Source organism: Streptomyces sp. NPDC002994 (assembly GCF_040611155.1).
Taxonomy (GTDB): domain Bacteria; phylum Actinomycetota; class Actinomycetes; order Streptomycetales; family Streptomycetaceae; genus Streptomyces.
This window is the reverse complement of the sequence record NZ_JBEXNQ010000033.1, coordinates 24,378-37,980: the sequence shown is the minus strand read 5'-3', so window position 1 is coordinate 37,980 and position 13,603 is coordinate 24,378. Positions and strand designations below refer to the sequence as shown.

The 13,603-nt window shown below is 68.2% G+C and carries 12 protein-coding genes and 1 pseudogene; 7 read left to right on the top strand and 6 right to left on the bottom strand.

Translation table 11 applies throughout. The features are described from left to right. Positions 1–14 precede the first annotated feature (14 nt). On the top strand, positions 15–983 hold the full coding sequence (locus ABZX79_RS32405; protein ID WP_214977853.1) for a diacylglycerol kinase family protein: 969 nt from the start codon (positions 15–17) through the stop codon (positions 981–983). A 318-nt stretch (positions 984–1,301) separates the two neighbouring features. Continuing rightward, on the top strand, positions 1,302–1,559 hold the full coding sequence (locus ABZX79_RS32400) for a WhiB family transcriptional regulator (protein WP_004937597.1): 258 nt from the start codon (positions 1,302–1,304) through the stop codon (positions 1,557–1,559). A 178-nt stretch (positions 1,560–1,737) separates the two neighbouring features. On the opposite strand, the gene ABZX79_RS32395 is transcribed toward ABZX79_RS32400, so the two are convergent. Further along, on the bottom strand, positions 1,738–3,204 hold the full coding sequence (locus tag ABZX79_RS32395; protein ID WP_355265905.1) for a PAS domain-containing sensor histidine kinase: 1,467 nt from the start codon (positions 3,202–3,204) through the stop codon (positions 1,738–1,740). A gap of 269 nt (positions 3,205–3,473) precedes the next feature. After that, a pseudogene (locus ABZX79_RS32390) lies at positions 3,474–3,602 on the bottom strand (TetR/AcrR family transcriptional regulator); the annotation flags it as partial. Between the two features lie 2 nt (positions 3,603–3,604). Between ABZX79_RS32390 and ABZX79_RS32385 the strand changes: the two are divergent. After that, the gene (locus tag ABZX79_RS32385; RefSeq protein WP_355265757.1) at positions 3,605–3,880 is read left to right on the top strand and encodes an SDR family oxidoreductase; all 276 of its coding nucleotides are present in this window, start codon (positions 3,605–3,607) and stop codon (positions 3,878–3,880) included. A 153-nt stretch (positions 3,881–4,033) separates the two neighbouring features. After that, the gene (nagB, locus tag ABZX79_RS32380; protein WP_355265754.1) at positions 4,034–4,819 is read left to right on the top strand and encodes a glucosamine-6-phosphate deaminase; all 786 of its coding nucleotides are present in this window, start codon (positions 4,034–4,036) and stop codon (positions 4,817–4,819) included. A gap of 58 nt (positions 4,820–4,877) precedes the next feature. On the opposite strand, the gene ABZX79_RS32375 is transcribed toward nagB, so the two are convergent. The 4 genes from ABZX79_RS32375 to ABZX79_RS32360 all read right to left on the bottom strand — a co-directional run bounded on the left by ABZX79_RS32375 (position 4,878) and on the right by ABZX79_RS32360 (position 9,719). Next, the gene (locus ABZX79_RS32375; protein ID WP_355265751.1) at positions 4,878–6,416 is read right to left on the bottom strand and encodes a glycoside hydrolase family 3 protein; all 1,539 of its coding nucleotides are present in this window, start codon (positions 6,414–6,416) and stop codon (positions 4,878–4,880) included. Between the two features lie 8 nt (positions 6,417–6,424). Beyond that, a complete protein-coding gene (locus ABZX79_RS32370) occupies positions 6,425–7,306 on the bottom strand; it encodes a carbohydrate ABC transporter permease (RefSeq protein WP_355265748.1) in 882 nt (293 codons plus the stop codon). After that, positions 7,303–8,310 (bottom strand): sugar ABC transporter permease, encoded by a 1,008-nt coding sequence (locus ABZX79_RS32365; RefSeq protein WP_355265745.1) that lies wholly within the window; start codon positions 8,308–8,310, stop codon positions 7,303–7,305. The genes ABZX79_RS32370 and ABZX79_RS32365 overlap by 4 nt, the downstream gene beginning before the upstream one ends. A 110-nt stretch (positions 8,311–8,420) precedes the next feature. Continuing rightward, positions 8,421–9,719, bottom strand: coding sequence for a sugar ABC transporter substrate-binding protein (locus ABZX79_RS32360; RefSeq protein ID WP_355265742.1), 1,299 nt, complete (start codon positions 9,717–9,719; stop codon positions 8,421–8,423). 327 nt (positions 9,720–10,046) lie between these two features. Between ABZX79_RS32360 and ABZX79_RS32355 the strand changes: the two genes are divergently transcribed. The 3 genes from ABZX79_RS32355 to ABZX79_RS32345 all read left to right on the top strand — a co-directional run bounded on the left by ABZX79_RS32355 (position 10,047) and on the right by ABZX79_RS32345 (position 13,379). Continuing rightward, positions 10,047–10,817, top strand: a complete 771-nt coding sequence (locus ABZX79_RS32355; RefSeq protein WP_355265739.1) for a GntR family transcriptional regulator — start codon at positions 10,047–10,049, stop codon at positions 10,815–10,817. Positions 10,818–10,959: 142 nt separating this feature from the next. Then, positions 10,960–13,179 (top strand): carbon starvation CstA family protein, encoded by a 2,220-nt coding sequence (locus ABZX79_RS32350; protein WP_355265736.1) that lies wholly within the window; start codon positions 10,960–10,962, stop codon positions 13,177–13,179. Then, entirely contained in the window at positions 13,176–13,379 is a 204-nt protein-coding gene (locus ABZX79_RS32345; protein WP_215130562.1) for a YbdD/YjiX family protein, read from the top strand. The genes ABZX79_RS32350 and ABZX79_RS32345 overlap by 4 nt, the downstream gene beginning before the upstream one ends. Positions 13,380–13,603 lie beyond the last annotated feature (224 nt).

Genomic DNA, 13,603 nt, shown 5'->3' with positions numbered 1-13,603 from the left:
GTAGTCTGGCGCTCATGCGTGCACTCCTCGTGGTCAATCCGGCAGCTACCACCACCAGCGCACGCACCCGCGATGTCCTGATTCATGCGCTCGCCAGCGAGATGAAGCTGGAAGTCGTGACCACCGAGTACCGCGGTCACGCCCGAGACCTGGGCCGGCGGGCGGCGGAGAGCAAGGACATAGAGCTCGTCGTGGCGCTCGGCGGCGACGGGACCGTGAACGAGGTCGTCAACGGTCTCCTGCACGAGGGCCCGGATCCGGACAGGCTTCCGCGCCTCGCCGTCGTCCCGGGCGGCTCCACGAACGTCTTCGCGCGCGCCCTGGGCATCCCGAACGACGCGGTCGAGGCGACCGGCGCCATCCTGGACGCGCTGCGCACCCGCAGTGAGCGCACGGTCGGTCTCGGTCTGGCCGCGGGTACCCCGGGTACGGAGGACGAATCAGTTCCGGCCCGCTGGTTCACGTTCTGCGCGGGTTTCGGCTTCGATGCCGGAGTGATCGGAAGAGTCGAACAGCACAGGGAGCGCGGAAAGCGTTCGACGCACGCCCTTTACGTGCGCCAGGTGGTACGCCAATTCCTGACCGAACCGCACCGCCGCCAGGGATTGATCACCTTGGAGCGCCCCGGGCACGACCCGGTCGAAGATCTTGTGCTGTCCATAGTCTGCAACACCTCTCCCTGGACCTACCTGGGCAATCGTCCGATGTACGCGTCCCCCGAGGCCTCTTTCGACAAGGCCCTGGACGTGCTCGGGCTGAGTAAGTTGTCCACCCCCGCCGTAGCCCGTTACGCGACCCAGTTGCTGACCTCGACGCCCGAGCGCGGGCCGCACGGTAAACATGCGGTGACATTGCACGACCTGACCGACTTCACCTTGCATTCGAAGGCCCCGCTGCCCTTCCAGATGGACGGCGACCACCTAGGACTGCGTACGAGCGTGACGTTCACAGGCGTTCGCCGTGCACTGCGTGTGATTGTGTGAGCGGAACGCGCAAAAGTCCTTTAACTCGAACGTACGGGCTGGGTTACACCCCATAGAAGTACGGCTGTGACCTACCCGACACCGAGGAATCAAAAAAAACTTTCCAGAAGGGGTTGTATCCGCTGCCGAGGTTTGCGAATCTCTACATGGCGATCGGGACGGCCCGCAACACCAGCCTCCGCTGAAAGCCAGAACCCCTCCTCACACACAGGACCCACACCAGGCGACTGGCAGTCGGCCCTTCACTTGCGGGGGGATTCGTGAAAGCGTTCACATTCACAAGCAACCTGCTTGTAATACCAAGGAGAGGTAGCAGCCATGGACTGGCGTCACAACGCCGTTTGTCGTGAGGAAGACCCGGAGCTGTTCTTCCCCATCGGCAACACCGGTCCTGCGCTGCTGCAGATCGAGGAAGCCAAGGCCGTCTGCCGCCGCTGCCCCGTCATGGAGCAGTGCCTGCAGTGGGCGCTCGAGTCCGGCCAGGACTCCGGCGTCTGGGGTGGCCTCAGCGAGGACGAGCGCCGCGCGATGAAGCGCCGCGCCGCCCGCAACCGGGCGCGTAACGCGACCGCCTGAACCACCACCCCGCACGAGCCTGAGCTTGGCGGCGCGTACAGCGTGTACGCACCACCCGCCCCCGAGCCGCAGCGCGCAGTACCCCCGATGCGCATAGCAACGTGAGCTTTGAGCCCCGGACCGTACCCTCGGTCCGGGGCTCGCCGCTTTTTCCGCTGCCGTTACTTGTCCGCTGCCGTTACTTGTCGGCGCGTACGGGAACGTCGAGAACGACCCGGGTTCCGCCCTCGGGACCTGGGACCATGTCGAAGGTCCCGCCCAACTCGCCTTCCACCAGCGTCCGTACGATCTGCAGCCCCAGATTGCCGGTGCGCTTCGGGTCGAATCCCTCGGGCAGTCCGCGGCCGTCGTCCTGGACGGTGATCAGCAGCCGGGCGTCCTTGCGGTCGCCGCCGCGCACGGCGGCCACCTCGACCGAGCCGTGCTCGGCCGGCGCGAAGGCGTGCTCCAGTGCGTTCTGCATCACTTCGGTGAGGACCATCGCCAGCGGGGTCGCGACCTCGGCGTCGAGTATGCCGAAGCGGCCCGTACGGCGGCAGTTGACCTTGCCCGGCGAGATCTCGGCGACCATCGCGATCACCCGGTCGGCGATCTCGTCGAACTCCACGCGCTCGTCGAGGTTCTGCGAGAGCGTCTCGTGGACGATCGCGATCGACCCGACCCGGCGCACGGCCTCGTTGAGCGCCTCGCGGCCCTGCTCGGAGTCCATCCGGCGGGCCTGGAGCCGCAACAGGGCAGCCACCGTCTGGAGGTTGTTCTTCACCCGGTGGTGGATTTCCCGGATGGTCGCGTCCTTGGTGATCAACTCCCGCTCGCGGCGGCGCAGTTCCGTGACGTCCCGGCACAGTACGAGCGAGCCGATCCGCGTTCCCTTCGGCTTGAGCGGGATCGCGCGCAGCTGGATGACCCCGCTGTTTCCCTCGACCTCGGTCTCGCGCGGGGCGTAGCCGCTGGCCAGTTTGACCAGGGCTTCGTCCACGGGGCCGCGGGACGGGGCGAGTTCGGCGGTGGCCTGGCCGAGGTGGTGGCCGACGAGGTCGGAGGCGAGGCCGAGCCGGTGGTACGCGGAGAGGGCGTTCGGCGACGCGTACTGGACGATGCCGTCCGCGTCGAGCCGGATCAGCCCGTCGCCGGCGCGCGGCGAGGCGTCCATGTCGACCTGCTGGGCGGGGAAGGGGAAGGACCCGGCGGCGATCATCTGGGCCAGGTCGGAGGCGCTCTGGAGGTACGTCAGCTCCAGGCGGCTGGGGGTGCGTACGGTCAGCAGGTTCGTATTGCGGGCGATCACCCCCAGGACGCGGCCTTCGCGGCGTACGGGAATCGACTCGACCCGGACCGGGACCTCCTCGCGCCATTCGGGGTCGCCCTCGCGCACGATCCGGCCCTCGTCGAGGGCGGCGTCGAGGAGGGGGCGGCGGCCGCGCGGGACGAGGTGGCCGACCATGTCGTCCTGGTACGAGGTGGGGCCGGTGTTGGGCCGCATCTGCGCGACGGAGACGTAGCGGGTCCCGTCGAGGGTGGGGACCCACAGGACGAGGTCGGCGAAGGAGAGGTCGGAGAGCAGTTGCCACTCCGAGACCAGCAGGTGAAGCCACTCGAGGTCGGTTTCACTCAGAGCGGTGTGCTGGCGGACGAGGTCGTTCATGGAGGGCACATGTGCGAGCGTACCTTCGCTCCGGCAACCCCATGGCCGCGGCGCCTGGGAGGGACCCTCAGCCCTCCTGGCACCGCAGCCCGGAGCTGCTACGGCCGAGCGCGGGTGTGCGGTCCCGCGCGGCCGCCGGAGGCCACGACGCAGTCAGGGCAGAGAGCGCCGGTGCCTCGTTCCACCCTCCTGTGCGGGGAGGGAGGAGGCTTTACCTGTTCATTGTGGACTAGACCATTACGGTATGTCTACGGCCGTGCCCAGTCAGATTAACGCTCAGTTGCCACCACGGGCGACCAGGCACGCATAGCTTGCCCGGCCACGGCCTCCAGCTCCTCCTGCATAGCGCCGTCGCGCGCCTGCTGTGACATTCCCTGGATCACCGCGCCACTGAAGCGCGGTGAACGCACTGACCCGCTCGCTCGCCGCCGAACTCGCCGCGCGCGGGATCACCGTCAACTCGGTCGGGCCCGGCATCACCGAGACCGATCTGAACGCGGGCTGGCTCGCCGATCCGCAGGCCCTTGCCCACGCGTCCTCGCGGTCGATCTTCAACCGGATCGGCACATCCCAGGAGGTCGCGGACGTGGTCGCCTTCCTGGCCTCCCCCGACGCCCGCTGGGTGACCGGCCAGCACCTGAACGCGACCGGAGGCCTCCAGCTGGCACTTCTGTAGCCAGTACGAAGCGAAAAGGTGACGACCGGCGGGGCTCGGCCGACCATGGAAATACGGGCATCCGCTTGACGAAGACCACCGGGCAGACGGCGCAGCCTCTGCTAGATTGGTCTATACCACAATCGGTCCCCCTCTCAGATCGGCAGGCTCAGCGTGGAAGTTGTCATCGTTCCGGACGCCAAAGCGGGCGGCGAGCTCATCGCGGCGGCCATCGGACGGCTGCTGAGCCACAAGCCCGACGCGCTGCTCGGCGTGGCCACCGGTTCTTCCCCGCTGCCCATCTACGAGGCACTGACGGCCAAGGTCCGGGCAGGCGCCGTCGACGCGTCGCGCGCCCGGATCTGCCAGCTCGACGAGTACGTCGGCCTGCCCCTGGGGCACCCCGAGTCGTACCGCTCCGTCGTGCTGCGCGAGGTCGTCGAGCCGCTCGGTCTGACCGAGGCGTCCTTCATGGGCCCGGACGGGACCGCCGAGGACATCGAGGGCGCGTGCGCGGCGTACGACCGCGCGCTCAGCAGGGCCGGTGGCGTGGACCTCCAGCTGCTCGGCATCGGCACCGACGGACACATAGGCTTCAACGAGCCGTGCTCCTCGCTCGCTTCCCGCACCCGGATCAAGACGCTGACCGAGCAGACCCGCGTCGACAACGCGCGTTTCTTCGACAACGACATCGACCAGGTGCCCCACCACGTCATCACCCAGGGCATCGGCACCATCCTGGAGGCCCGCCACCTGGTGCTGCTGGCCACCGGCGAGGGCAAGGCCGAGGCCGTGGCGCAGACCGTCGAGGGGCCGGTCGCCGCGCTGGTTCCGGGCTCCGCGCTCCAGCTGCACCCACACGCGACGGTGGTCGTCGACGAGGCGGCGGCGTCCAAGCTGAAGCTCGCCGACTACTTCCGCGCCACGTACGCGGCCAAGCCGGCCTGGCAGGGTCTGTAAAACTGCCGGAGCGCAAAGTGCCGGGGTCCCCCCAGTGGACCCCGGCACTTTCCGTATGTCAGAGGCCCGCGATGACCTCGGCCGCAGCCAAACCGCACACCCGCGCGGCGCCGTGCGTCGCGATGTACAGGCCCCCGCGCGGCTGCGCCTGCGGTACGCCCATCTCCACCACGACCGTGTCGGGCCTGGCGGCGGTCAGCGCCTCCAGCGCCACCCCCATCCACGGGTGGCGGTGGGCATCGCGTACGACCGCGACGATCCGGCGCTCCCCGGCGGCCCGGATCACCTGCTCCGGTGTGAAGCCGCCGCTGATGTACGTGTCCGTCGCGGTGCCCGGCAGCAGGCGCGCCAGCTCGGCGGCCACCCCCCACGGCGTCTCGTCGCCGACGGCGATGTTCGCGACGGGGGTGAAGGCAGCGACGTACGGGGCACAAGTGACGGGCTCGAAAGCGGCGCCCCGCGTGATCCGCAGCGCCCGCCGCGCGGCCACCAGGCCGACGTCCGCGCGAAGGCCCGTGCCGGCGCCGGGCGCGGTCCCCTCCTGTGAAGCCGCGCCCGGCCCCGGGGCCCGCCGGGCCCCCCTGGTCTCCCGCGTCCAGCTCGCGAGCGCGCGCACGCGCGCGGCCGCGTCGGCCAGTCGCTCCTCCGGCAGTGCGCCGTCCCGCACGGCCGCGACGAGCGCGTCGCGCAGCCGCAGCACGGTCTCGTCGTCCGCCAGGCCGCCACCCACACAGATCGCGTCGGCGCCGGCGGCGATCGCCATGACGCTGCCGAGCTCGATTCCGTACGTCGCGGAGATCGCCTGCATCTCCATGCCGTCCGTGATGATCAGCCCGTCGTAGCCGAGCTCCTCGCGCAGCAGACCGGTGAGGATCCGCGGGCTCAGAGTGGCCGGACGGGCCGGGTCGAGCGCAGGAAGCAGGATATGCGCGCTCATGACAGATTTGGAGCCCGCGGCGATGGCCGCCCGGAAAGGCACCAGCTCGCGGGCGTGCAGTGTGTCCAAGTCCACGTCGATGGCGGGCAGCGCGTGGTGCGAATCGACGGCGGTGTCGCCGTGGCCCGGGAAGTGCTTGGTGCAGGCGGCGACACCGGAGGCCTGGAGGCCTTCGACGTACGCCGCCGTGTGCCGGGCCACGAGCTGCGGGTCGGCGCCGAAGGAGCGTACGCCGATGACCGGATTGCCCGGGTTGGAGTTGACGTCGGCGGACGGCGCCCAGTTGAGGTTGACGCCGCATTCGGCCAGTCTGCGGCCGAGTTCGCGGGCGACGTCCCGGGTGAGGCCGGTGTCGTCGACGGCGCCGAGCGCGAGGTTGCCGGGGAACGACGAGCCGTGCTGGACCTCCAGGCGGGTGACGTCACCGCCCTCTTCGTCGATCGCGACGAGCACGTCGTCCCGCTCGGCGCGCAATTGCGCCGTGAGTGCGGCCAGTTGTGCCGGGGACGCGATGTTGCGGCCGAACAGGCCGACGGAGGTCAGGCCCTCGCCGACACGGCGCAGCAGCCAGTCGGGGGCGGCGGTGCCGAGGAAGCCGGGCTGGAGGACGGCGAGCGCGTCGCGCGTCAGCGTGTCAGTGCCAGGTGCGAAGGTCGTCATGGGAGGCGTTAACCCTTCACTGCGCCGGAGGTGAGACCCGAGGCCATCTTCTTCTGGACGATCATGAAGAAGACGACGACCGGGATGGCGATGAGCGTCGAGGCGGCCATCAGGGCGCCGTAGTCCACACCGCGCGAGGTGGTGAAGTTCATCAGCCACACGTTGAGGGTGTACTTGTCGTTGTCCTGGAGGACGACGTACGCGAGCAGGTACTCGTTCCAGGCGTTGATCAGCGAGAAGATCGAGGCCGCGGCGAGGCCGGGGGCAAGCAGCGGGAAGATGACGCGCCAGAAGGCGCCCATCCTGCTGCAGCCGTCCACCATCGCGGACTCCTCCAGCTCCTTGGGGATGTTGATGACGAAGCCGCGGATCATCCACGTCGCGAACGGCAGCGTGGAGACGAGGTAGATGATCGTCACGCCCCAGTACTCGTTCAGCCCGCCCAGGTCGTTGAGCTGGATGTAGATGGGGATGAGCATCGCGGTCGGCGGCAGCAGCTGCACGACCAGCAGCACCATCATGAAGGCCTTGCGGCCGAAGAAGTGGAAGCGGCCGATCGCGAAGGCCGCGATGGTGGAGAGCACCATGGCGCCGACGACGGCGGTGACGCAGATGATGAGGCTGGACTGGATCGCCGTGCCGAAGTTCGGCATGTCGACGGCCCGTTGGAAGTTGTCCAGGGTGATCGACGAGGGCCACAGGGTCTGGTCGTAACTGCGGATCTCGGCGTTGGGCCGCAGTGCGCTGATGACCAGCCAGTAGACCGGGAAGGCCATGGCGACGAAGGCCAGCAGCCCCACGACGTTGAAGACCGTCCGGTGCTTCTTGCGGTCAGGTCGCAGGACCTGGGGCGTCACCTGGGGCGTCACCTGGGGGGCGGAGGTGCTCACTCGACCTCTCCGATCTTGAGCAGCTGGCGCAGGTAGTACACGGCGACGCCGGACAGCAGCAGGACCGTGATGAGGGAGATCGCCGCGCCCTGGCTGAAGGAGTTGGACTCGAAGGCCTTCTCGAAGGAGTAGAGGCCGAGGAGCGCGTACTCCGGTTCCGGCTTGTTGCCGCGGATCAGGAAGACCTGGCCGAAGACGTTGAAGTCCCAGATCACCGACAGGGTCGCGACCATCTGGAAGACCGGTTTGATGACCGGCCAGGTGACGTAGCGGAATACGCCGACGGTGCCGGCGCCGTCGAGGGACGCGGCCTCTTCGAGCTCCTGCGGGACCTGGGTGAGGGCGGCGTACAGCGTGATGGTGACGAAGGGGACGGCGCCCCAGACCACGACGGCGCCGATGATCGTGAAGCCCTGGGTGGAGTCGAGGAACCAGTTGTGGCCCTGGAAGTCCAGGCCGAGGTACTTGCTCAGGACCATGTTCAGTACGCCGTAGTCGGAGTCGGCGAACCAGCGGAAGATCGAGGTCGCCACGAGCAGCGGCATCGACCAGGCGGCGATGAGCGCGGCCGTCAGCATCAGCCGCGCCCAGGTGGACATGCGCTGCATCACCATGGCGAGGCCGAGGCCGATCACCATGGTGGTCACGACGCAGGCGGCCATGAAGACGATCGTGCGTACGACGACGGCCCAGAACTCGCCGTCGCCGAGGATCTCGGTGAACTGGTCGAATCCCACCCAAGGGGCGGCTTCCCCGGTCCACAGCTCGCGGCGGCCCACGTCCTGGAAGGACATGATCACCGTCTTGACGAGCGGCCACAGGAAGACGGCAGCGATCGCGACGAACGCTGGGGCTATGAGGAGGTACGGCAGCAGGGCGCCGGCCTTCCGCGGCCTGCGTCCCGGGGCCTGCTTCATGGTTGCCGGGGGGTCTGCTGCCCGCTTGTCGGGCCGGGAGTCCGGGGGTGGCCCCCCGGGAGATTGCAGCATGTCGGCGGCACTCAATGTGCTGGCCTTCCGTTCGGACCGGGTACCGGAGTACGGGGGCGGCGGACCCCGAAGGAACCGCCGCCCCCGTCAGCGATCAAGGAACTCTGAGACCCTGGGTGGCTGGCTCAGGACTCTTCGTTGATCAGCTTGTCGATCTCCGCGTCGGCCTTCTTGGTGGCCTCCTCGACCGACTTGCCCTTGATGATGTCGAGCAGCATGACCTCGAGAATTTCCTTCTTCTCGATGGCGGTCCAGCCCGGAGCGATCGGCGTGAACCAGGCGTCGGGAACGGCGTTGGCGATCGGAGCGGTCTCCGGCTTCGCCTTCAGCGGCTCAAGCTGCTTGGTGTTGTTGGGCAGGATGTTCTTGGAGGCGAGGACCTCCTGCGACTTCGCGCTCGTGAACATCGAGATCCACTCCTCGCCGAGGTCCTGGACCTTGGACTTGGAGATGGTGGCGAGGTCGGAGCCGCCGATGAAGGACGGCAGTGCCTTGCCGTCCGGGCCCGGCATACCGGCGACGACGATCTTGTCCTTCAGCTTGGCGTTGCCCTGGGCCTTGGGGTCGATCACGCTGCCGGCTTCCCAGCCGTTGCCGTAGAGAAGAGCCGTCTTCTCGTTGGCCATGACGTTGGCGTGGTCCTGCTCGTCCTTGGTCTTGTCGCCGTTGTTGTACTTCTCGACCAGGTCGGTGAAGTGCTTGATGCCCTTCTGCGCCTCGGGGGTGGAGAGGCTGGACTTCCACTCCTTCGTGCTCTCGTCGTACTTGGCTATCTGGCCGCCGTACGCGGCGACGTACGACATGGCGGCGTACCAGTAGCGGCCCGGCAGGTAGAGCGGCGAGAACGCCTTGTCCTTGCCGTACTTCTTGCCGACCTTGTCCAGGGCCTTGGTCAGCTCGGCCTCGGTCTCGGGGAGCTTGTCCGAGCCGGTGCCGGCCTTGAACATGTCCTTGTTGTAGAGCGCGACGCGCGCACCCGCGTAGTAGGGGACGCAGTACTGCTTGCCCTCGAAGGAACAGGTGTCCTTGAGGCCCTTGATCCAGGTGTCCGAGTTCTCGTACTTCTTCGGGTCGATCTCGCCGAGAGCGCCGTTGAGGATGTACGTCATCGTCTCGGTGTTGCCGAGCTCGACGACGTCCGGGAACTTGTCACCGGCGAGCGCGGCGTCCAGCTTCTTGGCCTTGTCGCCCCACTGCTGGTACTGGACGTTGACCTTTGCCTTCGGGTACTTCGCCGTGAACTGGGCGTTGACGTCCTTGACGAGCTCCGGCCAGGTGCTCTGAGCGTCGACCATCAGCCAGACGGTGAGCGTCTCGTTGCGCTCCTTGGGGTCCTTGGAAGCGTTGGAGTCTCCGGAACCACACGCCGCGACCGAAGCCATCATGGCCGTCGCACCAATTGCCGCGATGAGCTTGCGCTTCACGCCACCCTCCTCAGGGATGCAAGAGAATCCCCACACCGCCCGGGAGTTGCGTCGAATCGCGGCTCGGAAACCCGTATCGGAAACCAAGTCGCTGCGCAGGGATTGCCCGTGGGGCTGGGACCCGGTCTTTAATGGTTTAGACCAGTACCGGGAGCTTGGCCTAGACCTTTAGGGGTGTCAAGGGTGTATAAGAAGGGCTCTCGCGTCCGTTATCGGACCGACACCTGAGCAAGGGCGACGACCAGTGACGAGGCCGTGCCACCATGTGAGCCGCGACAGTCGGAGGAGCCGGTGACGGCAGGAGCACAGAAGTCGGGAAGGCGGATCATGGCCACGGACGGGGGCGGTACGGAGACCGAGGGCGGGGCGGCGGCAAGCCGCACCGCGCGCGTGCCCAAGTACTACCGGCTCAAGCGGCATTTGCTGGACATGACGGAGACCATGCCGCCCGGGACCCCGGTCCCGCCGGAACGGACCCTTGCGGCCGAGTTCGACACCTCTCGTACGACGGTGCGCCAGGCGCTCCAGGAGCTGGTCGTCGAGGGCAGGCTGGAGCGCATCCAGGGCAAGGGCACGTTCGTGGCCAAGCCGAAGGTCTCGCAGGCGCTGCAACTGACGTCGTACACCGAGGACATGCGGGCCCAGGGCCTGGAGCCCACCTCCCAGCTCCTGGACATCGGTTACGTCACGGCCGACGACACCCTGGCCGGCCTGCTCGACATCTCGCCGGGCGGGCGGGTCCTGCGGATCGAGCGGCTGCGGCTCGCGAGCGGCGAGCCGATGGCCATCGAGACGACGCACCTGTCGGCGAAGCGCTTCCCGGCGCTGCGCCGCTCGCTCGTCAAGTACACCTCGCTCTACACGGCGTTGGCGGAGGTGTACGACGTACGACTGGCGGAGGCCGAGGAGACGATCGAGACGTCACTGGCCACCCCGCGCGAGGCGGGACTGCTCGGTACGGACGTGGGCCTGCCGATGCTGATGCTGTCCCGGCACTCGATCGACGGGAACGGCGAGCCGGTGGAGTGGGTGCGTTCGGTGTACCGGGGCGACCGCTACAAGTTCGTTGCCAACCTGAAGCGGCCGACGACGGACTGAGAGACGACCTCTGGTACGGCCCTGACCTGCGGTGGTCGGGCCGTATCCGTACCGATATGCGGACAGGGGGTTACGGACGGCGGTCACAGGACCTAGATTTCGCGCACGTTACGAGAAAGATCGCGCGAGGGGACGGATCGTCATGCCGGAGTCGCAGTCGACAACGCCAGCCCAGAGACAACGGGCCCTGTCCCCGAAGTCCATAGCCATATGGGCCTCGGTGGCTCTCGTCGGCGCCATCGCCTGGGCCGTACTCGCCCTCTCGCGGGGTGAAGAGGTGTCGGCCGCGTGGATGCTGGCGGCGGCCCTCGGCTCGTACGCCATCGCGTACCGCTTCTACTCGCGGTTCATCGCCAACCGGGTCCTGAAGGTCGACAAGAACCGGGCCACTCCCGCCGAGCGGCTCGACAACGGCGTCGACTTCCACCCCACCGACCGCCGCGTCCTGTTCGGGCACCACTTCGCCGCCATCGCGGGCGCGGGGCCGCTGGTCGGTCCCGTACTCGCCGCGCAGATGGGTTACCTGCCCGGCACGATCTGGATCATCGTCGGCGTCATCCTCGCCGGCGCCGTCCAGGACATGGTGACGCTCTTCTTCTCCACGCGCCGCGACGGCCGCTCGCTCGGCCAGATGGCGCGTGACGAGATCGGTCCGTTCGGCGGCGCGGCCGCGCTGGTCGCCGTCTTCGCCATCATGATCATCCTGCTCGCGGTGCTCGCGCTGGTCATCGTGAACGCGCTCGCGCACTCGCCGTGGGGCGTCTTCTCCATCGGCATGACGATCCCGATCGCCCTCTTCATGGGCGTCTACCTGCGCACGCTGCGCCCCGGCCGGGTCAGCGAGGTCTCGATCATCGGCGTCGCGCTGCTGCTGCTCGCGATCGTCTCGGGCGGCTGGGTCGCGGAGTCCTCGTGGGCGGACACGTTCACGCTGGAGCCGGGCACGCTCGTCATCTGGATGATCGTGTACGGCTTCCTGGCCTCGGTCCTCCCGGTGTGGCTGCTGCTGGCGCCGCGCGACTACCTCTCCACCTTCATGAAGGTCGGCACGATCGGGCTGCTCGCGGTCGGCGTCTTCATCGCCCTGCCGACGATGAAGATGCCCGCGCTGACGGACTTCGCGACCAGCGGCACAGGACCGGTCTTCGCCGGCTCGATGTTCCCGTTCGTCTTCATCACCATCGCGTGCGGCGCGCTCTCCGGCTTCCACTCCCTGGTCTCTTCGGGCACGACGCCGAAGATGGTCCAGAAGGAGACGCAGATCCGGATGATCGGTTACGGCGCGATGCTGACCGAATCGTTCGTCGCGGTGATGGCGATGATCACGGCGTGCATCATCGACCCCGGCCTGTACTTCGCGATCAACTCTCCGGTCGGCGTGATCGGCGACAACGTCCAGGCGGCGTCACAAGCGGTGACGAACCTGGGCTTCTCCATCTCCCCCGAGGCGCTGGCCCAGGCGGCGAAGGACGTCGAGGAGCAGAGCCTGCTGTCGCGCACGGGTGGCGCGCCGACGTTCGCGCTCGGCATGGCGGAGATCTTCTCCGCTGTCGTCGGCGGCACGGCCATGAAGGCGTTCTGGTACCACTTCGCGATCATGTTCGAGGCGCTGTTCATCCTCACCACGGTGGACGCCGGCACCCGCGTCGGGCGCTTCATGCTCCAGGACATGCTCGGCAACGTCTACAAGCCGTTCCGCCAGGTCAGCTGGAAGCCGGGCGTCTGGTTCGCCAGCGCGGTCGTCGTCGGCGGCTGGGGTTACTTCCTGTGGGTCGGCGTACACGACCCGCTGGGCGGCATCAACCAGCTCTTCCCGCTCTTCGGCATCGCGAACCAGCTGCTGGCCGCGGTCGCTCTCGCGGTCTGCACGACCCTCCTGGTCAAGTCCGGCCGCCTGAAGTGGGCGTGGGTCACAGCGGTCCCGCTCGCCTGGGACGTGGCGGTCACACTCACCGCCAGCTGGCAGAAGATCTTCTCGGACGACGTGAAGGTCGGCTTCTTCGCGCAGCGCGACAAGTACCAGGCCGGCATCGACGCGGGCCAGGTGCTGCCGCCTGCCAAGAACATGGACCAGATGCACACCGTCGTCACCAACTCGACGGTCGACGGCGTGCTGTGCGCGCTCTTCGCGGTCCTCATCGTGGTGGTGCTCGCCGACGCCGGCCGGGTCTGCCTCAAGGCGATCAGCGACCCCGAGAGCGTGAAGCTCCACGAGGCGCCGTACGTCGAGTCCAAGTTGGTCGCCCCCGCGTCGATCATCGCGACGAAGGAAGAGAAGGCCGAGCTGGTCGCGGCAGGCGTCGGGCCGGAGGGCGGCAACAGCAAGGAGACGGCGCCGACGGGTACGGGGACGTCCGCATGACCCTGACGGACGTACGGCGCGCGGCGGGCCGCATCCGCTGGTACGTCCGCGAGTTGACCGGCGAGTCGGCGTACGACCGGTACGTCGCCCACACGAGGTCCTGCGACCCTGGGGCGCCGGTCATGACCCGCCGCGAGTTCGAACGCAGCCGCACGGACGCCCGCGAGGCGGACCCCCGCGAGGGCTTCCGCTGCTGCTGAACGGTGCAACACGGGCCGCCGGTCTCCCCTGGGGAGGCGGCGGCCCGTGCGCGTGGGGTACGGGTGCGGGCGGGCCGCTGCGCGGGGCTTGTTCCCCTACCCGCCCCTTCCCGAACTGGGGGCGAGCCCCCAGTCCCCCACACAGACGCCCTACGGGCGTGTCCTCAAACGCCGGACGGGCTGGATGTTGCCGGGCGGGGCTGGATTTGCCGCGCAGCGGCAAC

Bases quoted from the DNA above. Each gene is read 5' to 3' on its own strand.
- ABZX79_RS32355 (WP_355265739.1), top strand. From the start codon at position 10,047: ATGGCCACGGACGGGGGCGGTACGGAGACCGAGGGCGGGGCGGCGGCA.
- ABZX79_RS32395 (WP_355265905.1), bottom strand. From the start codon at position 3,204: ATGAACGACCTCGTCCGCCAGCACACCGCTCTGAGTGAAACCGACCTC.
- ABZX79_RS32375 (WP_355265751.1), bottom strand. From the start codon at position 6,416: ATGACGACCTTCGCACCTGGCACTGACACGCTGACGCGCGACGCGCTC.
- ABZX79_RS32350 (WP_355265736.1), top strand. From the start codon at position 10,960: ATGCCGGAGTCGCAGTCGACAACGCCAGCCCAGAGACAACGGGCCCTG.
- ABZX79_RS32400 (WP_004937597.1), top strand. From the start codon at position 1,302: ATGGACTGGCGTCACAACGCCGTTTGTCGTGAGGAAGACCCGGAGCTG.
- ABZX79_RS32345 (WP_215130562.1), top strand. From the start codon at position 13,176: ATGACCCTGACGGACGTACGGCGCGCGGCGGGCCGCATCCGCTGGTAC.
- ABZX79_RS32405 (WP_214977853.1), top strand. From the start codon at position 15: ATGCGTGCACTCCTCGTGGTCAATCCGGCAGCTACCACCACCAGCGCA.